At 70.5% G+C, this 21024-nt stretch carries 11 protein-coding genes; 5 read left to right on the top strand and 6 right to left on the bottom strand.

Going from position 1 to position 21024, the window contains the following annotated elements:
* Positions 1–38: 38 nt before the first annotated feature.
* A complete protein-coding gene (locus QM841_RS16245) occupies positions 39–1049 on the top strand; it encodes an LLM class flavin-dependent oxidoreductase (RefSeq protein WP_283332760.1) in 1011 nt (336 codons plus the stop codon).
* A 19-nt stretch (positions 1050–1068) separates the two neighbouring features.
* On the opposite strand, the gene ggt is transcribed toward QM841_RS16245, so the two are convergent.
* From ggt to QM841_RS16230, 3 genes are all read right to left on the bottom strand, one after another.
* Complete coding sequence (ggt, locus tag QM841_RS16240) at positions 1069–3039, bottom strand: gamma-glutamyltransferase (protein ID WP_283332759.1); 1971 nt, start codon at positions 3037–3039, stop codon at positions 1069–1071.
* 37 nt (positions 3040–3076) lie between these two features.
* Complete coding sequence (locus QM841_RS16235; RefSeq protein WP_283332757.1) at positions 3077–4597, bottom strand: FUSC family protein; 1521 nt, start codon at positions 4595–4597, stop codon at positions 3077–3079.
* A 169-nt stretch (positions 4598–4766) separates the two neighbouring features.
* On the bottom strand, positions 4767–5204 hold the full coding sequence (locus QM841_RS16230) for a DoxX family membrane protein (protein WP_283332755.1): 438 nt from the start codon (positions 5202–5204) through the stop codon (positions 4767–4769).
* Positions 5205–5289: 85 nt separating this feature from the next.
* Here QM841_RS16230 and QM841_RS16225 point away from each other — a divergent pair, with 85 nt between their 5' ends.
* On the top strand, positions 5290–5976 hold the full coding sequence (locus QM841_RS16225) for a helix-turn-helix transcriptional regulator (RefSeq protein ID WP_280782983.1): 687 nt from the start codon (positions 5290–5292) through the stop codon (positions 5974–5976).
* 28 nt (positions 5977–6004) lie between these two features.
* Here QM841_RS16225 and QM841_RS16220 read toward each other — a convergent pair whose 3' ends face one another.
* Entirely contained in the window at positions 6005–6793 is a 789-nt protein-coding gene (locus QM841_RS16220; protein ID WP_283332754.1) for a putative protein N(5)-glutamine methyltransferase, read from the bottom strand.
* A gap of 349 nt (positions 6794–7142) precedes the next feature.
* Between QM841_RS16220 and QM841_RS16215 the strand changes: the two genes are divergently transcribed.
* From QM841_RS16215 to QM841_RS16205, 3 genes are all read left to right on the top strand, one after another.
* The gene (locus tag QM841_RS16215; RefSeq protein ID WP_283332752.1) at positions 7143–17723 is read left to right on the top strand and encodes a type I polyketide synthase; all 10581 of its coding nucleotides are present in this window, start codon (positions 7143–7145) and stop codon (positions 17721–17723) included.
* Between the two features lie 94 nt (positions 17724–17817).
* A complete protein-coding gene (locus tag QM841_RS16210) occupies positions 17818–18228 on the top strand; it encodes a DUF732 domain-containing protein (RefSeq protein ID WP_283332751.1) in 411 nt (136 codons plus the stop codon).
* A 163-nt stretch (positions 18229–18391) separates the two neighbouring features.
* The gene (locus QM841_RS16205; protein WP_283332749.1) at positions 18392–19357 is read left to right on the top strand and encodes a pirin family protein; all 966 of its coding nucleotides are present in this window, start codon (positions 18392–18394) and stop codon (positions 19355–19357) included.
* Between the two features lie 87 nt (positions 19358–19444).
* Here QM841_RS16205 and QM841_RS16200 read toward each other — a convergent pair whose 3' ends face one another.
* Positions 19445–19795 carry a DUF8021 domain-containing protein gene (locus QM841_RS16200; protein ID WP_009477281.1) on the bottom strand — a complete coding sequence of 117 codons (351 nt, stop codon included), beginning with the start codon at positions 19793–19795 and terminating at the stop codon, positions 19445–19447.
* Position 19796: 1 nt separating this feature from the next.
* Positions 19797–20825 carry a hypothetical protein gene (locus QM841_RS16195; protein ID WP_283332748.1) on the bottom strand — a complete coding sequence of 343 codons (1029 nt, stop codon included), beginning with the start codon at positions 20823–20825 and terminating at the stop codon, positions 19797–19799.
* Positions 20826–21024: the final 199 nt, after the last annotated feature.

Here is a 21024-nt window from a genome sequence, read left to right as displayed (position 1 = left end):
ATCTAATTGATGGTTCAACTATCACGAGGAGTGGTGGCATGGAACTCGGGTTGACGACGTTCGCCGAGGTCGGTTCCGGCGGAACCGGGGCGGTGTCCCCGCGGCAGCGCCTGAAGGATCTGCTGGAAGAGGTCGTCCTCGCCGAGCAGGTGGGCCTCGACGTGTACGGCGTCGGTGAGCACCACCGCGCGGACTTCGCCGCGTCGGCACCCGCGGTCGTGCTGTCGGCCGCCGCCGCCCGGACGTCCCGCATCGCATTGACCAGCGCGGTCACCGTCCTGAGCTCCGACGACCCGGTGCGGGTGTTCGAGGAATTCGCCACCCTCGACCTGATCTCCGACGGGCGTGCCGAGGTGATGGCCGGTCGCGGCTCCTTCACCGAATCGTTCCCGCTCTTCGGTTACGACCTGGCCGACTACGACGAGCTGTTCGTCGAGAAACTCGGCCTGCTACTCGCCCTTCGCGACTCGGAGACCGTGAACTGGTCGGGACGGCACCGGGCGGCGCTGACGGACCAGTCCGTCTACCCACGGCCCGAACGTCCCCTTCCCATCTGGGTCGGGGTGGGTGGCAATCCCGAGTCGGTGGCCCGCGCCGGACTGCTCGGCCTGCCGATGGCGCTCGCGATCATCGGCGGACAACCCGCCCGATTCGCACCGCTGGCCGACCTGCACCGTCGTGCGGTGTCGGAGGGTGGGCACGAACCGCAGCCCATCGCCGTCCACGCGCACGGTTACGTCGCGGACACCGAGGACCGGGCGGTGTCGGAGTTCTACCCGTCGTACGCCGCGGCCATGACCGGCCTCGGACGCGAACGCGGGTGGGCACCGATGAACCCGCAGGCATTCGACGGTCTGCGCGGACCCGGCGGTTCGCTCGTGCTCGGCAACCCCGAGCAGGTGGCCGAGAAGATCGTCGGCATGCGCGACACCCTGGGCATCGAACGGTTCATGCTGCACCCCAGCGTCGGGCCGCTGCCCCACGACAAGGTGATGCGCGCGATCGAACTGCTCGGCACCAAGGTGGCCCCGCTCGTCGAGCAGGCGTGATTCCTGCGGTGGCGGTGCGTTAACCCGTACCGTCACCCATCACCGCGCCCTCCCGTCGTGGGTCCGCGCCGCCGACCCACCCCGAGTCCTGGCGCTGCAGCGCACTGAGCCCACTGGACTGCGGCGCGACCGACACCTGGTGACCCATCGCCCGCAACTGCACGATCAACGGGTCGTCGGCGCCGTCGTTGGCCGCATTGATGTTCGGATGCTCCCCACCGACGCCGGTGACCGGGGTGTTGGCGGCCCCGAAGTCGACCGCCGACACCGCCTGCTGCGGGTTCAGACCCCAATCCAGCATTCCCACCAGCGTTTTCACGACGAACTGGATGATCACCGAACCGCCCGGCGACCCCGTCACGTACTGGACGTCCCCCAGCGAACCGTCGCTGCCGCGGTCGAAGACGAGCGTCGGCGCCATCGAACTGCGGGGCCGTTTACCCGGTTCGACGCGGTTGGCGAGCGGCGTCCCGTCCGGCCCGACGGGCTGGGCCGAGAAGTCGGTGAGCTGATTGTTGAGCACGAAGCCGTCCGTCATGTGGAACGAGCCGAACGCCGATTCCACCGTCGTCGTCATCGACGCGACGTTGCCGTACCGGTCGGCGATCGAGATGTGGCTGGTGCCGTGTTCCTTGTCCTGCGGCTGCACACCGAGCGGGACCGGACCGAAGTTGCCCGGTTGCGCGGTGCCCATGCTCTTGCCGGGGTCGATGAGGCCGGCCCGCTGCTTCAGGTAGTCCTCGTTCAGCAGTGTGTCGAGGGAATTGCCCGGCAGCGGAACGAAATCGGAGTCCGCGACGTACTTGTCCCGGTCGGCGTACGCCAGTCGCTCCGCCTCGGAGATGAGATGCACGGCCTCCGCCGTCGGCTTGCCGCCGTTGTCGTCGAGGTTCGTGGGCCCGTACTCCGACAGGTCGAAGTTCTCCAGGATGCCGAGCGTCGCCGCGACCGCGGTGCCGCCGGACGACGGGTTGGGCATGCCGCAGATCTCGTGGTCCCGATACGGCGTGCACAGCGCCGTCCGTTTCTTCGCCTGGTAGTTCGCGAGGTCGTCGAGAGTCATCTGTCCGGGGGTGCGCCCGCCCGACGCCGTCGCCGTCGCATCGACGATGCCCTGGGCGATGGCCCCGGTGTAGAAGGCGTCGGCACCGCCCGCCGCGATCGCACCGAGCGTCTTGGCCATGGCCGGGTTGGTCAGCTTCGTGCCCGCCGGTTTGGGGCTGCCGTCCGGGTTGAGGAAGTACGCCTTCGACGGCTCGTCGAGCGCCAGATCGGGTGCGGACTCGGCGATCTGCCCGGCCATCCGGGGGCTGATCTCGAGTCCCTGGTCCGCGAGCGAGATGGCCGGGTCGAACAGTTCCCGCCACTCGTCCCGGCCGTGTTCGCGGTGCGCCAGCTCGAGCATCCGCACCACCCCGGGAACACCGATGGACCGCCCGCTCGCCCGGGCGTCGGGCTTGGGTTCGGTGCGGTCGGTGTCGCTGATCCAGCGGAGGTAATTCTCCGTCGCCGCCATCGGCGCGACCTCACGCCCGTCGTACGCCTCGACGCTCTTCTGCCCGGCGTCGTAATAGAGCAGGAACGCCCCGCCCCCGATTCCGGAGGACTGCGGTTCGACGAGCCCGAGAACGGTCTGGGCCACGATCAGCGCGTCGGCGGCCGTGCCCCCGTCCCGCAACACCTCGCACGCGGCCTGCGTCGACACGGGATTGGCGGTGGAGACCGCGTACGACGCGGTGTTCACCGGCACCATCCCGGAGCGGTACACCGTGGCGATCTCGGGGTTGGTCGCGAGGTTCTGGGTGGTCGGCGCCGGGCCCGGGGGCGGCGGCGCCTTGGCGATCGGGGTGCCGTTGGGAACGTCCGCACACGTGGCCGCCGGATCGCTCTGCGGTTCCTCGTCCGACGCGCACGCGGCCAGCATGCCGACGCAGAGAGCTGCGGCCAACGAGGCCCGAATTGCCGTTCCGATTCCCGTCACAGGACCCATCACCGAACCCTAACAGCGGGGATCCGGTGCCGACCGGCTAAAGACGAGGTCCGAAGTGCCGGGTGAGAATTCGGTAGCCGAGCTCATGGAGGTGGTGGTGCTCGGGCCACCGGTCGCGGGTCCACGCCGGGTCGGTGTGGGCGGCGGTGATCGCGGCGGTGGTGGACGCATGCAGATCGAACTCGAGATCCCGGCAGAGTTCCGCGACGGCATCCGGTTCCCGCGCATCGCCGAGCCGCCCGATCGTCCCGGCCACCTGGTCGTCCGCCTCGCGCAGGATCCGCCGGTACGAGCCCGGAAGCACGGTCCACAGCACAAGGAGCGCCACCGCCACGCCGAGAACGGTCTCGAGAAGCCGGTCCCGGGTGACCGCGACGAGGTCCACGTGCGTTCCGAGACCGCCGAGAACCAACGCGAGCGGGGTGATGAACACCATCGCCAGGCCGTAGTTGCGGACGAGGAAGGCTTCCGTCCCCGCCATCAGGAGCGCGACGACGAGGACCAGCGCGGCCGCCGACAGGTCGAGGGTCGCGAGCGCGGCGAGCAGAGCAAGTCCGAGCACCGTTCCGAAGAACCGGTGCAGCCCGCGGTACGTCCCCAGCACCCGGTCCGGGCCCTGGTGCAGGATCATCGCCGCGGTGATCACGGCCCAGTCGGGCCGGGCGACACCGAGACCCAGCGCCAGGAGACCGGCCGCGGGGCACGCGACCAGCAGTCGCGCGACGATCGTCCAGGACCGGCCCCGGAGATGGGCCGCCCGCGCGAGCCGGTAGCGGATCGACGGCCTGGGCAGCGGTACCTGCGGCCGCAGGTCGTCTTCGTCGGAGGCGTGGTCCGCGTCGAGGCCATGCACCGTGGCCGCGCACCGCAGGTGAGCCGCACGCAACGTGCGGGTCAGTGGATGATCACGGCCGACGAGGGCGGCGTCGTGCAGGCACTGCCACGCGGCGTGAAGCGACCGCACCGCGTCCCGGCGGGCATTCGGTGCGGGCGTGCCGGAGAGTGCGGCGTCGACCGCGGCGACCGCGGTCGCGACCGCGGCCCGCTCGGGGGTGCGTGGACGCGCGAGCAGCCCCGACATCGACACGAGCAACGCCGACACCGCACCGGCCGCCGCCCAGGACGTCACCTCCGCCACGGAGACACCGAGGGCGGGCAGCGCGGACGAGATCTCCACCGTGAGCAGCGGAAGAAAGGCACCGGGCGCTCCGAGCCGCAGCCCGTCGACGACGAAGGCGCAGACGGCCACCACGACGGTCATCGCGAGGACGAGCGCCATCCCCCACAGCGCGGAACCGCCCGCCGCGGTCGCGTCGTGAACCAACGCGCCGACCGCGGCGCCGACACCGGCCAGGAGCACCATCACGGCGGCGGCGATCGAGACCACCCGCCACCGCACCCGGTACGCCCTGCCCTCGCCGTAGACGACGGCGAAAGCTCCCAAAGTCGCCGTCGCGGCGACCGCAGAGTGTCCGAGCGCGACCCCCGCCAGCGCGGGCAGACACGCCGCCACCCCGGCGCGGACCACTCCCGGCCAGCGCCGACCTTGCTTGGGCACCCCCAGAAGCAACGACCGTGCCGGGGCCGGCGCAGGGATCGGCACACCGTGATCCCGCGACCCGGTTCCCTGATCCTGCGCTCCTACCGACACGACCACACAGACTACGAGCGGTCGAGTCACTCGAAACAGTCGATGAGGTGCATCTCACGTGGTTGCGCGGTGCCGATCAGGCGTGGGGGCGGTGGAGCGGGCGCCCGTACTCCGCGGCGAGCAGGCCGAGAGCGACGGCACCGGCGAGCAACCCGAAGTCGCGCAGTGCGACGTCGTAGTACCCGGACAGCGTGACCAGGTTGACGATGATTCCGGCCAGCCAGGCCGCGACGACCCAAGCGCCGATCCGCGGCGCCACGGCGACGAGGATTCCTGCGATCACTTCGATCACGCCGACGGCGTACATGCCCTGCTGCGCGGTCCCCGGCAGGATGCCGTCGATCCATGGCGCGAGGTAGGCCGGCCAGTCGGTGAGCCAGTTCGTGAACTTGTCCAGCCCGAACAGGATGGGCGCCACGGTGAAGACCGTGCGCAGCACGAGAAAGGCCTGATAGCCGGGGTCGGCCAGGGTGTGCGAACCGTGGCTGACCTCGTGGGGTGTGTTGGTAGCCATGACGACTCCTTCTAAAAACTATGTATCTTGACTATAGAATTCGCGGCGCAATTAAGTCAACGATTCTCGGTTTTACAATGGGTCCATGGACGACACTCCACGCTCGGACGTCTCGGCCGTCTCCTCGCTCGACGAGCCGGTGCGCAGGCGGGTGTACGACCACGTGCGCACGCAGACGACCCCGGTCAGCCGCGACGACGTCGCCGAGGCGCTGGGACTCGCCCGCTCGACGTCCGCGTTCCATCTCGAGAAGCTGGCCGACGAGGGGCTGCTGGCCGTCGAGTTCGCGCGGCGCGGGGGGCGGGCGGGTCCGGGCGCGGGGCGGCCCGCCAAGCTCTACCGACGATCCGACCGTGAGTTCTCGGTACACCTGCCCGAGCGGGCGTACGCGCTCGCCGGCGAGTTGCTCGCCCGGGCGATCGAGGACGCGGATTCCACCGGCGCATCACCGCGGGCGGCCCTCTCCGCGCGTGCCCACGACTTCGGGCGCGGCCTCGGCGCCGACACGGGCTGCACGGACGACGATCTGCTCGCGGCGCTCGCGACGTGCGGTTACGAACCGCGCCGCAGCGACGGCACCCTCGTCCTGGTCAACTGCCCGTTCCACACGCTCGCCCGGCAGCACACCGACATGGTGTGCGGAATGAACCTCGCACTGCTCTCCGGACTGCTCGACGGCGCGGGATGCGAGGATCGGCGCGCCATACTGGCACCCGCCGAGGGGTACTGCTGCGTCCGGATCGAAAGTGAGCAGCCCCCCGCACGTGAGTGACAAAGCGTGCCCCGGGACGCTTCGGCACTCACCTGGGGTTGGCGCCGACGACGACGGTGGCGTCCATCTCCTCCGAGGTCTCGATCCGGGTGATCAACCCGGCGTCCGCGAACGCCTCCGCGGTGAGCGGGGCCTGACCCGCACTGGTCTCGATCAATAGATGACCGCCCGGCGCGAGCCAGTCGCGTGCCCCGAGGGTCACCCGCCGCTGGATGTCGAGTCCGTCCGCGCCGCCGTCGAGCGAGACCCGCGGCTCGTGGAACCGGGCCTCCGGCGGCATCAACCGGATCGCGTCGGTGGGCACGTACGGGGCGTTGGCCACCAGGACGTCGATGCCTCCCCGCAGCGTGGTGGGCAACGGCTCGTACAGGTCGCCCTCGAACACCCGGCCTGGGTCCGGGACGTTGCGTCGCGCGCACCGGACGGCGGCGGCGTCGATGTCCACCGCATACAACTCGATGCCGTCGCCCGTCGCGGCGAGCGCCGCACCCACCGCACCCGAACCGCAGCACAGGTCGACCACGACAGCGCGCGGGCCCGCGAGGGCGGCGGCCTGCTCGACGAGGAACGCGGTACGACGACGCGGCACGAACACCCGCGGATCGACCGCGATCCGGAGCCCGCAGAACTCGGCCCAGCCGAGGACGTGTTCGAGAGGGACGCCTGCGACGCGGCGGTCCAGCATCGACGCGAGTTCGTCGGACGTCCGGGCCGCGGAGACGATCAAACGGGCCTCGTCCTCGGCGAACACACAGCCGGCGGCGCGAAGCCTCGTGACGAGAACGAATTCGAGGGACGGTGAGAGAGACACTGACATGGGAGAGCCTTCCGGAATGCCGATGGGCGCTCTCCCGGTCACCTTATGTCGGTACGACCGCGCGGTCGCGGAGTGAGAGCACCCGACCTGAACGAACGGACACAGGTCTCACCTCCTCGATACGGATCCTGCTCGGAGTCGCCACACTACCTTCATCCGCGGTCGCCGGGCATCCGAATAACCGGAAGTGGTGTGGACCGGAGCAGCGGCGGGTATCCCATGTGACCTGCCCGAATTGACCAGGTAGATCGATCGATGGTGATGCTCGGACCGCTGCCTCCGCATGGTGGTGGCGGATACAATCGAGGTTTCCGCGCTATGTATGGCGGATCTCGGATAGGACCCCGATATGGCCGATCAGGCGAAGCTCCTCGACTATCTGAAGCGAGTGACCGCGGAGCTCTACCAAGCGCGGGAAAAGCTGCGCGAGGTCGAGGGTGTGAGCCGCGAACCGATCGCCGTCATCGGGATGGGCTGCCGGTTCCCCGGCGGGGTGCGATCGCCGCAGGACCTGTGGCAGTTGGTGGAGTCCGGCACCGACACCGTCGCCGGGTTCCCCGAGGACCGGGGCTGGGGCCTGGCGGACCTCTACGATCCGACGGCCGAGCAGGCCGGCAAGACATACACGGTGCAGGGCAGCTTCCTCGACGATCCGGCGGGGTTCGACCCCGAGGTCTTCGGCATCTCGCCGCGCGAGGCGCTGGCGATGGACCCGCAGCAGCGGCTTCTGCTGGAGACGAGCTGGGAGACGTTCGAGCATGCCGGCATCGATCCGCGGTCGATGCACGGCCACCAGGTCGGCGTCTTCACGGGGCTGTCCGGCATCGACTACGCGGCACGGGCGGGCGGCATGCCGCCCGAAGACCTCGAGGGGTACTTCATCACCGGCAACGCCATGAGCGTCGCGTCCGGCCGCGTGGCCTACAGCTTCGGCCTGAACGGGCCCGCGATCACGGTGGACACCGCGTGTTCGTCGTCGCTGGTGTCCATTCACCTCGCCATACAGGCGCTGCGCAGCGGCGAGTGCGAGTTGGCGCTGGCGGGTGGGGCGACCGTGATGGCGACCCCCGCGGTGTTCGTGGAGTTCAGCCGCCAGCGTGGGCTGGCCCGGGACGGCCGGTGCAAGGCATTCTCTGCCGCCGCGGACGGCACGGCGTGGGGCGAGGGCGCGGGGATGGTCGCGTTGGAACGCCTGTCCGACGCAGAGCGCAAGGGTCGCCGGATACTGGCCGTCATCCGCGGCAGCGCCGTGAACCAGGACGGCGCCAGCAACGGCCTGACCGCCCCCAACCGGCAGGCTCAGGAGCGGGTGATCGCGCAGGCGCTGGCCAATGCGGGACTCGGCCCGGGCGACGTCGACGTGGTCGAGGCGCACGGCACCGGCACGAAGCTGGGCGATCCGATCGAGGCGTCCGCCCTGCTGGCCGGTTACGGACGCGACCGCCCCGCCGACCGGCCGCTGTGGCTCGGCTCGGTGAAGTCGAACCTCGGGCACACCCAGGCGGCCGCCGGCGTCGCCGGGGTGATCAAGATGATCATGGCGATGCGGCACGGCGTCCTGCCGCAGACTCTGCACGTCGACCGGCCGACCCCGCACGTCGACTGGTCCGCCGGTTCGGTGTCGTTGCTCACCGAGAACCGGGAGTGGCCGGCGTCCGATCGGCCCCGGCGGGCGGCGGTCTCGTCGTTCGGCATCAGCGGCACCAACGCGCATGTCGTCCTGGAGGAATCCCCACCGGTCGAGCCCACGGCGTCTGAATCAGTCTCTCCCCCGGACGAAATCGTGGCCTGGTTCGTCTCGGGCCACACCGAGCTCGCGCTGCGCGCCCAGGCCGAGCGGTTGCGCGACTACGTCACCGAGCACCCGGGCCTGACGCCCGCCGCCGTGGCAGGCGCACTGCTGGGTTCGCGTGCCACGTTCGACCACCGCGCCGCCGTGATCGGCGCGCGGCCGCAGGGCCTGCTGAACGGCCTCGACGCGCTCAGCCGAGGCGCGCCCAGCGCCGACGTCGTCACCGGCGTGGCGTTGGAAGCCGGCGACCGGCCGGTGTTCGTCTTCCCCGGCCAGGGTTCGCAGTGGGTGGGCATGGCCACCGAACTCCTGGACACGTCGCCGGTGTTCGCCGACGCCGTGCGGGAGTGCGCCGACGCGCTGGCCCCGTACACCAACTTCTCGTTGCTGGACGTGCTGCGCGACCGTGATCCCGCGGCTCTGGACCGGGTCGACGTGGTGCAACCGGCGCTGTTCGCGATGATGGTCGGTCTCGCGGCATTGTGGCGTTCCCACGGTGTCGAACCGGCGGCCGTCGTCGGACATTCGCAGGGCGAGATCGCGGCCGCGTATGTCGCGGGCGCGCTGAGTCTTTCGGATGCGGCGCTCGTCGTGGCCGCGCGCAGCAGGGTGATCGGCGCGTCGGCCCGGCGTGGCGGCGGGATGGCCTCGGTGGCACTGCCGGCGGACATCGTGCGGGAGAAGATTCAGCCCTGGGCCGGCGCCGTCGAGGTCGCGGCGATGAACGGGCCGTCCGCGACGGTGATCTCCGGACCCGTCGACGCCCTCGACCTCCTGGTCGGCCAGTTGCAGGGCGACGGCGTCCAGGCCAGGCGGATCGCCGTGGAATACGCGTCGCATTGCGCGGACGTCTCCGTCCTGCGGGAACCCATTCTCGATGTCCTCGCGTCCATCACTCCCCGCCGGTCGCGAATTCCGTTCTACTCGTCGGTGACCGGTGGTGTGCTGGACGGCACCGCACTGGACGCGGACTACTGGTACCGGAACCTGCGACGGACGGTCCGCTTCGAGCAGGCGACGAGATCGCTGGCCGCGGACGGGTATCGACTGTTCGTCGAGTCGTGCAGCCACCCCGTCCTCACCGTGCCCTTGCAGGAAACCCTCGACGCGGCGGGCGTCGCCGGCCGCGCCATCGGGACCATCCGGCGCGACCGCGCGGGCCTGCGCCAGTTCACCGCCGCACTCGCCGAGGCACAGGTGTACGGACTGCACGTCGAGTGGGATCGGGTGAGCTGGGCGCGGCACGACGATCGGCAGCAGTGGGTGGACCTACCCACGTACGCTTTCCAGCACCGCCGCTACTGGCTGGAAAGTCCGGTTCCGCAGGGCGATTTCGCGTCGACCGGTATGGAAACCGGGGGGCATCCGATGCTCGCCGCGTCGGTCGAGCTCGGTGACGGCCGGGGCGCGGTGTTCACGGGTCTGCTGTCGCCACAACGCCTTCCGTGGCTGAGCGACCACGGTGTCAGCGGCACCGTCATTCTGCCGGGCACGGCTTTCGTGGAGCTCGCCCTGCACGCGGGGAACCGCGTGGGGTGCGGCAGGCTCGAAGAACTCGCCATCGAAGCACCCCTGGTGATTCCCGCCGAGGGTGAGGCGGCATTGCAGGTGAGCGTGCTCGCCGACGGTGAATCGGGCCGATCCACGGTGTCGGTGCACTCCCGGCCTGCCGATGCCGCGCAGGACACCCCGTGGACCCGGCACGCCACCGGAACGCTCACGGCCGCCGTCGACACCGCCGATTCCCCCGAACAGCAATGGCCGCCCGCCGATGCCACGCCGATCGACGTCCGGGGTCTGTACGACGTGCTCGACGAGGCCGGCTACGAATACGGCCCGGCCTTCCGCGGCCTCCGCGCGGCGTGGCGGCGAGGCGACGACCTGTTCGGCGAGGTGCGGCTGAGCGGAGAGGACCCTGCTGCTGCGGTCGCGGGATACGGAATCCACCCGGCGGTGCTCGACGCGGCGCTGCACGTGATTGCGCTCGGGGCCGCGGACACCGGTGTCCGGCTGCCGTTCGCCTGGGACAAGGTGCAGCTGCACGCCGTGGGCGCCACCGCCCTGCGCGTGCACGTCACCACGACCGGACCCGAGCGCTACCGGGTCTCCGCGTACGACGCGGCAGGCGGACCGGTGCTGACCGCCGAATCGCTGGCACTGCGGCCGCTCGGGGAGTCGGGTGTGCCCGCCGCCGGGGTCCGAGACAGCCTCTACCGCGTGGAATGGATGCCGGTGGGTGCGTCCAGCACGGCTCCGGCAGACCTGATGCCGCTCGAGGAGGCGCTTGCCGGCGGCGATCCGGAAGGTCGCGTGCTGTGGCTCGACCGCGAACCGGGCGACGAACCGGACACGCCGACTCGAGCGCACACCGCCGCGGAGGCGACGTTGCGGGCGGTCCAGTCCTGGCTCCGCGAGGATCGCCTGGCCGAGACCCGGTTGCTGGTCACGACGAGGCTCGCGGTGGCGGTCCGCGACGACGATCCGGTCGACGACGTGTCAGCCGCCCCCGCGTGGGGACTGATCGGCGCGGTGCAGAACGAGCACCCGGACCGCATCACGCTGGTGGACCTGGACGTACACGCCGGTGACCCTTCGCTGATCGCCATGGCCCTGGCCTGCAACGAGCCTCAGCTGGCCATCCGGGACGGTGTACTGCTGGCGCCCATGCTCGCCGCGGTGACGCCCGCCGCGTCGGCACCCGAACCGGGACCCGCACGCTTCGGCCCGGACGGCACGGTCCTGATCACCGGCGGCACGGGAACCATCGGCAGACTGATCGCCCGCCACCTCGTCGCGCGGCACGGGGTGCGCCGTCTGGTGCTGACCGGCCGGCACGCACTCGATGCCGAGAGTGCGGCCGAACTGCGTGCCGAGTTCGCCGAGTCGGAGGCGGAGGTCAGCGCTGTCGCCTGCGACGTGGCCGACCGCGCCGCGGTGGCCGCTCTCCTTGCCGGCATTCCCGACCTGTCCGGCGTGATCCACGCCGCCGGGGTGCTCGAGGATGCCACCGCCGCCACCCTGACCGAGGACCAGTTGCACGCCGTCCTCCGTCCCAAGGTGGACGGTGCCTGGCATCTGCACGAACTCACCCGGGACCGCGACGTGTCGGCGTTCGTGCTGTTCTCCTCCGCGGCGGGTGTGCTCGGCGGCGCAGGCCAGGCGAACTATGCGGCGGCGAATGTCTTCCTCGACGCACTCGCGCAGCACCGCCGTGCCCGCGGGCTGCCCGCGACGTCCATGGCTTGGGGACTGTGGGACCGGCCCAGCGGCATGACGTCCCATCTGAATGCGGCCGACCTCGACCGGTTGCAGCGCAGCGGCATCGACACCATCAGCCCGGAATCGGGTCTGGCCCTGTTCGACGCTGCTCTCGCCGTGAACCGTCCGTTGATCGTGCCGATACGGCTCTCGACGAGGGCCTCTCGATCCGAGGGCGAGTCGCTGCCGCCGATCCTGCGCCGGGTGCTCGGCGTCCGTCGTCGCCGTGCCGCGGCGGCCGATTCCCCGACCGGCCTGGCCGAGGAGTTGCGGGCGCTGGACCCCGGGGAGCGGCACAACCGGGTGCTCGACATCGTCACCACCCACGTGGCGGCTGTGCTGGGTCACGAAGGCAAGGAGGCGATCGACCCGGAACGTGCCTTCAAACAACTCGGTTTCGACTCGCTGACTGCCGTGCAACTGCGCAATCAACTGGCGACCGCCACCGGTGTGCGACTGGCCGCCACCGTGGTGTTCGACCACCCCACCGCGGACGCGCTGACCCAGGAACTGGTGGCGCGCCTGCTCGGGGACGATGCGGCTCCGCAGCCGGCCGGGCCGACACGTGCCCGCAGGGACGACGACCCGATCGTGATCGTGGGAATGGCGTGCAGATACCCGGGCAAGGTGTACTGCCCGGAGGACCTGTGGCGGCTCGTCCACGACGGCCGCAACGCCGTGGGCGCGTACCCCCACAACCGGGGCTGGAATCTCGACGAGGTGTACGACCCCGACCCGAACCGGGCCGGCACCACGTACATGAAGGAGGGCGGGTTCCTCTACGACGCAGACGAATTCGACGCCGCGTTCTTCGGGATCAGCCCGCGCGAGGCGATCGCGATGGACCCCCAGCACCGGCTGCTCCTCGAGAGCGCCTGGGAAGCCTTGGAGCAGGCCGGGATCCGGCCGACCGCGCCCGGCCTCACCGACACCGGCGTGTACGTCGGGCTGATGGGCGGCGACTACGGCTTCCACCTGATGACTCAGCGCAACGTCGACGCCGAGGGCTATCTGATGACCGGGACGAGCAACAGCGTCGCGTCCGGCCGCATCTCCTACTCCCTCGGCTTCACCGGTCCCGCGGTCACCGTGGACACGGCCTGCTCGTCGTCGCTGGTGGCCATGCATCTGGCGGCGCGGGCACTCCGCGACGGGGAATGCGCGCTGGCGCTGGCCGGCGGGGCGACGGTGATGGCCACACCCGGTGTGCTGATCGAGTTCAGCCGCCAGCGCGGGCTCGCCTCGGACGGACGCTGCAAGCCGTTCTCCGACCGCGCCGACGGCACCGGGCTCAGCGAGGGCGCGGGAATGGTGGTGCTGGAGCGGCTCAGCGACGCCCGGTGCAACGGCCACCGGGTGCTGGCGATCATCCGCGGATCGGCGGTCAACCAGGACGGGGCCTCCAACGGATTGACCGCCCCGAACGGGCCGTCCCAGGAACGGGTCATCCGCCAGGCGCTGGCCGACGCCTCGCTCGGCCCCACAGACATCGACGCCGTGGAGGCGCACGGCACCGGCACCACGCTCGGCGACCCGATCGAGGCGCAGGCGCTGCTCGCCGCGTACGGGCAGGGCCGGGAGGGCCGGCCGCTGTGGCTCGGTTCCGTCAAGTCGAACATCGGCCACTCCCAGGCGGCGGCGGGCGTCGCAGGCGTGATCAAGATGGTGATGGCGATGCGGCACGGGATCCTGCCCCCGAGCCTGCACGGCGACGTCCCCACCCGGCACGTCGACTGGACCGCGGGCGAGGTCTCGCTGCTCGCCGAATCGGTTGCCTGGCCGGAGACCGGACGACCCCGGCGGGCGGCCGTCTCGTCGTTCGGTATCAGCGGCACCAACTCGCACATGATCCTCGAACAGCCGCCCGAGGACACGGCGCCGGAGGCCTCTCCGTCGACGTCGCCGCTGGTCTGGGTGATCTCCGGAAAGACCGGGGACGCGCTGCGGGCGCAGGCCACCCGGCTGGCGGAGTTCCTCGACACGGACGAGTCCGAACTCCCGGATCCGGCCGACCTCGCCTACTCACTGGCCACCACCCGATCCGGTTTCACCCACCGCGCCGCGGTGATCGGAGAAACATTCGCCGACCTGCGCGACGGCCTCGCCCGCATCGTCACGGGGCGCCCCGGCGGCAACGTCGTCACCGGGACGAGCGCCCGCGGCAAGACAGCCTTCATGTTCACCGGCCAGGGTGCGCAACGCATCGGGATGGGCCGCGGCCTCTACGAGGCCTACCCGGTGTTCGCGCGGGCACTGGACGAGGTCTGCTCCGCACTCGACGAACACGTGGAAACCCCGGTACGGCAAGTCATCTGGGACGATTCCGACGGTGGCGGTGCGAAGCTCGACAGCACCGAGTACACCCAGCCGGCACTGTTCGCCGTCGAGGTCGCGCTCTATCGGTTGCTGCGGGACTGGGGAATCACCCCCGATTACCTGATCGGTCATTCGATCGGCGAGATCACCGCGGCACACGTCGCGGGGGTGTTCAGCCTGCCCGATGCCGCCGCCCTGGTGGGTGACCGTGGACGGTTGATGCAGTCGACCAAACCGGGGCTGATGATCGCCGTACGGGCACGCGAGGAAGACATCCTGCCGCGGATCGACGGCCGCGTCGATCTCGCGGCCGTCAACGGCGCCGACTCCGTCGTCCTCGCCGGCAGCGAACGCGACGTGCACGCCGTCGCCTCCGAACTGTCCGCCGCCGGACTGAAGACCACGAGTCTGCGGGTCGAGCGGGCCTTCCATTCGACCCTGATGGACCCCATCCTCGACCAGTTCGCCGCCGTGGTGTCGAGGCTGACGGCGCAGCCGCCGAAGATTCCGGTCGTCTCCAACGTCACCGGCCGCGTCGCCACCGCCGACGAACTCATGTCCCCGGAGTACTGGACCCGGCACATCCGGCACGCGGTGCGTTTCCACGACGGCGTCGGCGCCCTCGACGAACTCGGCGTCACCCGCCTCGTCGAAGTCGGCCCGGGCGCGGCACTGGCGGCACTGGCCGCCGAGGTCGTCCCGAACACGATCGCCACGCTGCCCGGGCGCGGGGAGGAAACACACGGGATCATCGAGGCGGTCGCTGCCGCCTACGTGCAGGGCGCAACGATCGACTGGGATCGGGTACTGCCCGGTCGCCGCCGAGTAGCCTTGCCCACCTATGCATTCCAGCGCCGTTCCTACTGGCCGACGGCGTCCACCCGACATACCGGCGACCCTACCGAGCTGGGTCTGACCCCGGCCGATCATCCGCTGCTCGGTGCCGCGGTGACCCTCGACGACGACGCGACCCTGTTCACCGGACAGCTGTCCCTGCACCGGGATCCATGGCTCGTGCCACCGACGATCGACGACGGTGACCAGCCGGCGACCGGCGCAGCGAAGACACTGCTGCCGGCGGTGCCGATCGAACTCGCCCTGCACGCGGCCCACCACGTCGGTCTCGACCATATCGACGAACTCACGCTGGACCACCCGCTCGTCCTCCCGCCGTCGGGACTGGTCTCGATTCGCGTGCTGGTGTCGCCGCCCGGCACCGACGGCGCTCGCACCGTCACGATCTCGTCGAAGTCGGGTGACACCGACGGCCCGGACAGCTGGGTTCGGAACGCTTCGGCGACGATCGACGACGTCGTCGGCCCCGCCGCCGGTGTGCCGCAGCAGGACCCGGGCGACACCGAGACCGCGGTGCGCCTCGACGACGGCACCGACACGACTGGATTCGGCATCCATCCGGAGCTGCTGCAGGCGGCGATCGAACCCCTCCTCGGGTGGGACGGCTGGCCGCTGACCTGGTCGGGGATCCGTCTGCACACCGTCGGCGCGGAGGCGATGACCGCCCGATTCACCCCCGGCGAGGACGGGCGGTATCGCGTTGCCGCCGTCGACCCCGCCGGTGAGCCGGTGCTGACCGTCGATGCCCTGCAGGTGGCGCAGAGGGCGGTCGACGGAGATGGCGCAGGCCGGTCGCCGTCCCTTCGACTGCACCGGGCGGCCTGGATCCCGGTGGAGGTGGCCTCGTCCGAACGGCCCCTCGGACCGGCGGTCGTGCTCGACGCCGAGGGGTTCGGCGACCCGGGTGTCGGTTCGACGTTCCCGGGTTACCCCGACCTCGAAACGTTGCGGACCGCGATGCAGTCCCGGCCGGACGACGACGATCTGCGTCCGTGGACGGTGCTGGTCGGGTGTGCGACCGAGGGCGACCACGGTCCGGACGCGGCTCACGACCTGTGCGCTCGGGTACTGCGGCTGCTTCAGGAGTGGCTCGACGACGAGGCCGTCGCCGACAGCCCACTCGTGATCGTGACCCGCAACGCCATGGTCACCGACGACGGGCAGGACCACGACGCCCGTCCCGACCTCGCGGCCGCGGCCGTGTGGGGTCTCGTCGGCTCCGCACAGAACGAGAACCCGGACCGGTTCGTGCTGATCGACCTCGACGACGAATCCGACGCGGAGGCCGCGGTCACGTCGGCGCTGGCGAGCGGAGAACCGCAGTTGGCGGCCCGGAACGGCACCTTGCGCGCACCGCGGTTGCGGCGCATGCCTGCCGTCGACGAACCGACACCGTTCGATCCGGGCGGCACCGTCCTCGTCACCGGCGGCACCGGCACGGTGGGATCTCTCGTAGCCCGGCACCTGGTGACCGAACACGGGGCACGGCACGTGCTGCTGACCAGCCGGCGCGGACCCGACGCCGAGGGCAGCGACCGGCTGCGCAGCGAACTGAGCGGTCTGGGTGCCGAGGTCAGCATCGTTGCGTGCGATACCGCGGACGCGTCGGCGGTCGCCGCTCTGCTGGCCGGGATACCGCCCGAACACCCACTCACGGCGGTGATCCACGCCGCCGGCGTGATCGACGACGGCACCCTCGCGTCGCTCACCCCCGAGCGGCTCGACGCGGTCCTGCGACCGAAGGTCGACGCGGCCTGGAACCTGCACCGGCTGACCGCGGACAGCGACGTGCGGGCGTTCGTCATGTTCTCGTCGCTCGCCGGCATCCTCGGGGCCCCCGGACAGGCGAACTACGCGGCCGCGAACATGTTCCTCGACGCCCTCGCCCATCACCGCCACGCCCTCGGGCTGCCCGGGCTCTCGATCGCGTGGGGCATGTGGGCGACACCGAGCGCCATGACCGACAACCTCGGCGCGATCGACCTCGCCCGAGCCCGCCTCAGCGGAATGATTCCCATGCCCGCGGCCGACGGCTTGGCCCTCCTCGACAGCGCGCTGGCCGCCGGTGCGCCCACGGTCGCGGCCGCACGGTTCGACCACTCGGGTTCGGCCGCACCGTACGTTCCCGCCCCGCTGCGCGGCCTGATCCGGGAATCGCGCCCGCACGCCGCGGGGTCGGACGCGGTCGTGACCGCGAGCGGGGCCGGGCCGTCGGATTGGGCGCAGCGCCTCGCCGACCGGTCGATCCCCGAACAGCGGCACCTGATGCTCGATCTGGTGCGGGGCGGGGCGGCCACGGTGCTCGGTTACGACGCGTCGGATTCGGTGGACCCCGACCAGGCGTTCAAGGAACTCGGCTTCGATTCGCTGGCGGCCGTGGCGCTCCGTAATCATCTCGGTGCCGCCACGGGGCTGCGGTTGCCGCCGACCATGGTGTTCGACCACCCGAGTCCGCGTGCCGTCGCCGAGTTCCTGCGCTCCGAACTCGTCCCGGACCCGATGTCCGTCGCCCTGGCCGACGTCGACCGGCTGCGCGCGACCATCGCCGAACTCGGCGAGGACAGCGAGGCGCGGTCCGCCATCGCACAGCGCCTGGGAAGCCTGTTGGCCGAGGTCGGCACGTCCGACGATGCGCATGCGGCCGCCGTCGACAAGATTCACGCCGCGACGAGTGAGGAGATCCTCGACCTCATCGATCGCGGTCTCTGACCCGAAACAGTGCGGGTGATCGCCGCAGGGAACACCGGCCCCGCAGGCGATACGATCGTCGCCGTCACAGGCCTCGAAAGGAATCACACGCCCCATGCGCCGCACCCTTGCTCTGACCGCCCTCACCGTCTGCTCCGCGGCAATCCTCACCGCCTGCGGTGGCGACAGCGACACCGCCGCATCCGAGACCACTTCCGCCTCGGCGTCCGTTGCGGCGAGGACGACCGCCGCCACCGCCCCCGGCAGCCGAGTCTTCTCGGTCGCCGACGACCCGCAGACGGCCGCCGACTACCTGGCCTACCTGCGTGCGAACAACCAGACCGTCACCGACGACGACCTGGCGGTCCATCAGGCCGGCGAGATCTGCACCGCCCTCGACGCGGGCAAGCCCCTCGATCGGGTGCGTGAGGAGTGGACGCCGATGCTCACCAACGACGGCGTCTACCCGTACATCATCGGCGCGATCACGCGGTACTGCCCCGATCACGAGAACGTCCTCAACTAGTAGGCAGTAGGCGCTTCGCGCCCGTGCGCCTTTCTGGTTGTTGCAGCTACCAAAAAGGCGCACGGGCGGCGGAGCCGCCCCTGTGGGAATACCTGGACGCAGCGGGTGTTACACACCATGAAGTAGTTGAACAATTAACTACCTGAGTACGAGGAGACACCCCATGCCAGCCGTGACGGTCGACAACATCCTTGCCCTGCCGCGTATCGACGCACCCGCCCCCGGCGCCGTCGACCGCCCGGTCCGTTCGCTCACCACCGCACCCGTCGGATACGAGGGCGAAGGCTTCCCGGTGCGCCGCGCGTTCGCGGGGATCGACCTGCCCGCCCTCGACCCGTTCATCCACATGGACCAGATGGGTGAGGTCGACTACGCACCCGGTGAACCCAAGGGCACACCGTGGCATCCACACCGCGGCTTCGAGACCGTCACCTACATGATCGACGGCATCATGGAGCACCAGGATTCCAACGGCGGCGGCGGGACCATCGGCGGCGGCGACACCCAGTGGATGACCGCGGGTGGCGGCATCCTGCACATCGAGACCCCGCCCGAGCACCTGGTGATGAGCGGTGGCCTGTTCCACGGCGTCCAGTTGTGGGTGAACCTGCCGCGCGACAACAAGATGGCCGCGCCCCGCTACCAGGACATCACCGGCCAGAAGGTGGCCCTGCTGTCCTCGTCGGACGGCGGCGCGCTCGTTCGCGTGATCGCCGGTGACGTGGACGGACACCACGGTCCCGGGTCCACGTACACGCCGATCAGCCTCGTGCATGCGACGATCGCACCGGGCGCGAGCCTGACGCTGCCGTGGAACCCCGAGTTCAACGCGCTCGCCTACGTCCTCGCGGGTGAGGGGCTCGTCGGTTCGGAGCGACGTCCGATCCGAATGGGGCAGACGGCTGTCTACGGACGCGGTGACACGCTGACGATCGCCGCGGCCGACACGCAGGATTCGCGGACGAAGTCGTTCGAGGTGTTCCTCCTCGGCGGCAAGCCGATCCGCGAGCCGGTCGCGATGGCCGGACCGTTCGTCATGAACACCAAGGCCGAGGTGCTGCAGGCGTTCGAGGACTTCCAGGCCGGCCGCCTGGGTTCCGTTCCCGCGGCGCACGAAACGCTCGACTGACCCCCCGTGAGTGGCAAAGCGTGCCGGGGCACACAATGCCACTCACGTGCGGAAGATACTGCGCGACAGACGGTCCGGCGCCCCTGATCAGGGGCGCCGGATCTTCGCGTCGATGCGGTGGATACGCAGGTCGTCCTGCGGGATCCGGAACGTCTCGACCACCCGGACCGTCACGAGGGTGCGGCCGAACAGTCCGGCGTCGAGGAGGTAGTCGACGGTGACGTCGTCGCCGTCGACCGTCCACACACAGTCGCGGATCGCCCGGATCACCCGGTACTGGGGGCCGCCGGACAGGCTTCGGCGCAGGTGATTTCCGGAGAACGCCGTCTTCAGCCCCACCTCGTAGCGCACGGCGCGCGGCTCGATGGGCACCGAGTTGCCGTCGTGGCTGAGCAACGCGTCCAGGTAGGCCCGGGCGACATCGACCTGTGTGTTCATGTCAGTAGTCGAACATTTCGGCCGCGGCGAGCACCAGCGTTTCCGCGTCGTCGCAGCTAGGCGCGGACGCCGCCACGGACGCCGTCAGCCGATTGGTGCGTTTGTCCCGTTCGCTCACCGGACTCGACGGCAGGTTCGTGTCGAACACCGCGCCCGGGTAGAAGTAGTAGTGGCATTCGCGTGCGTCCCGGAAGTACGTGAACGTCTTGCCGTCGAGTTCGACCGCTTCGGGGCCGCCGGTCTGCGACGGTTCGGGCGACAGGGCCAGTTGCACGGACGCCGCGTCGCCGCCGCGGAGAGTGAGGAGACACTCGTAGGGACGGCTGCCCGGGGTGAACGTCTCGACGCCCCGTCCGGACATCTTCTCGACCACCCTGCACGGATCCTGCTGCGCGAGAGGGATATCCGAACGCACCGGCACCGGGGTGCGCAGCCTGCCGGTGATCGATCCGAGCACCGTGCGGGCCTCCGCGCAGTCGTCGCCGCCGGCGGAGTCACCCGTTCCGCCCGCCCCGTCGAGATACGACACGTGCCCCCAGCGCCCCGGGGCGGTGGCGTCGTCCGGCACTCCCGGAACCGGGGGCAGCGCGAAGTAGAGGGTGCACGTGCCCGGGAGTGCGCCGACCGCGGGACGCACCTCGATTCCCGACGTCGCCTCGCCCGCACCGGTTTCTTCCGTGGGTTCGCGTTCGCCCACCGCCACCTCGACCCAGACGGGGTTGGCGGGCGTGCCGCGGGGTGGCACCACCTCGGCGTGGCACGTCGACAGATCGCCGACGGGACCGAACGCGGTGACCTGCCCGAGCGAGGCGACCAGATTTTCGTCGAGCAGGGAGCACGGGGCGATGTCGCGGGCCGCGGCGGCGACGGCCAACTCGACGCGGCTGTGATCGCTGACGGGCAGTCCGTAGATCGGCTCGCCGACCCCCGCCACGCTCGGCGCCCCCTCGACCACCCCGGCACAGGAGGTGAGCAGTACCACAAAAAGTGCGGCCACCAGCGGTGATGTCACCGTCGCGCTGCGGCCCACCGCTGTCTCCTCACTCGGACTTCGAACCCCGGCACGCGAACGATGGTGCCCGGAGTACAGTGCTGAGTATGCAGCGCGCACTCCTCCTTGGTTGCCGCGACGGGGTCTGATCCAGACTGGCTTCCCGTCGCGGGGTTTCTCGTGCGCCGGTCGACACAGCCGTTGGACTCAGAAAGTCCACATCGAACCTGGAGATCAA

Source organism: Rhodococcus sp. IEGM 1307 (genome assembly GCF_030056915.1).
Lineage (GTDB): Bacteria > Actinomycetota > Actinomycetes > Mycobacteriales > Mycobacteriaceae > Rhodococcus_F > Rhodococcus_F opacus_D.
Note: the sequence above shows the minus strand (reverse complement) of the source record. Positions and strands in the feature narration are given on the sequence as shown.

Coding starts and splice junctions, on each gene's coding strand:
- QM841_RS16200 (WP_009477281.1), bottom strand. CDS start 19,795: ATGAACACACAGGTCGATGTCGCCCGGGCCTACCTGGACGCGTTGCTC.
- QM841_RS16215 (WP_283332752.1), top strand. CDS start 7,143: ATGGCCGATCAGGCGAAGCTCCTCGACTATCTGAAGCGAGTGACCGCG.
- QM841_RS16220 (WP_283332754.1), bottom strand. CDS start 6,793: ATGTCAGTGTCTCTCTCACCGTCCCTCGAATTCGTTCTCGTCACGAGG.
- QM841_RS16225 (WP_280782983.1), top strand. CDS start 5,290: ATGGACGACACTCCACGCTCGGACGTCTCGGCCGTCTCCTCGCTCGAC.
- ggt (WP_283332759.1), bottom strand. CDS start 3,039: ATGGGTCCTGTGACGGGAATCGGAACGGCAATTCGGGCCTCGTTGGCC.
- QM841_RS16210 (WP_283332751.1), top strand. CDS start 17,818: ATGCGCCGCACCCTTGCTCTGACCGCCCTCACCGTCTGCTCCGCGGCA.
- QM841_RS16245 (WP_283332760.1), top strand. CDS start 39: ATGGAACTCGGGTTGACGACGTTCGCCGAGGTCGGTTCCGGCGGAACC.
- QM841_RS16230 (WP_283332755.1), bottom strand. CDS start 5,204: ATGGCTACCAACACACCCCACGAGGTCAGCCACGGTTCGCACACCCTG.
- QM841_RS16205 (WP_283332749.1), top strand. CDS start 18,392: ATGCCAGCCGTGACGGTCGACAACATCCTTGCCCTGCCGCGTATCGAC.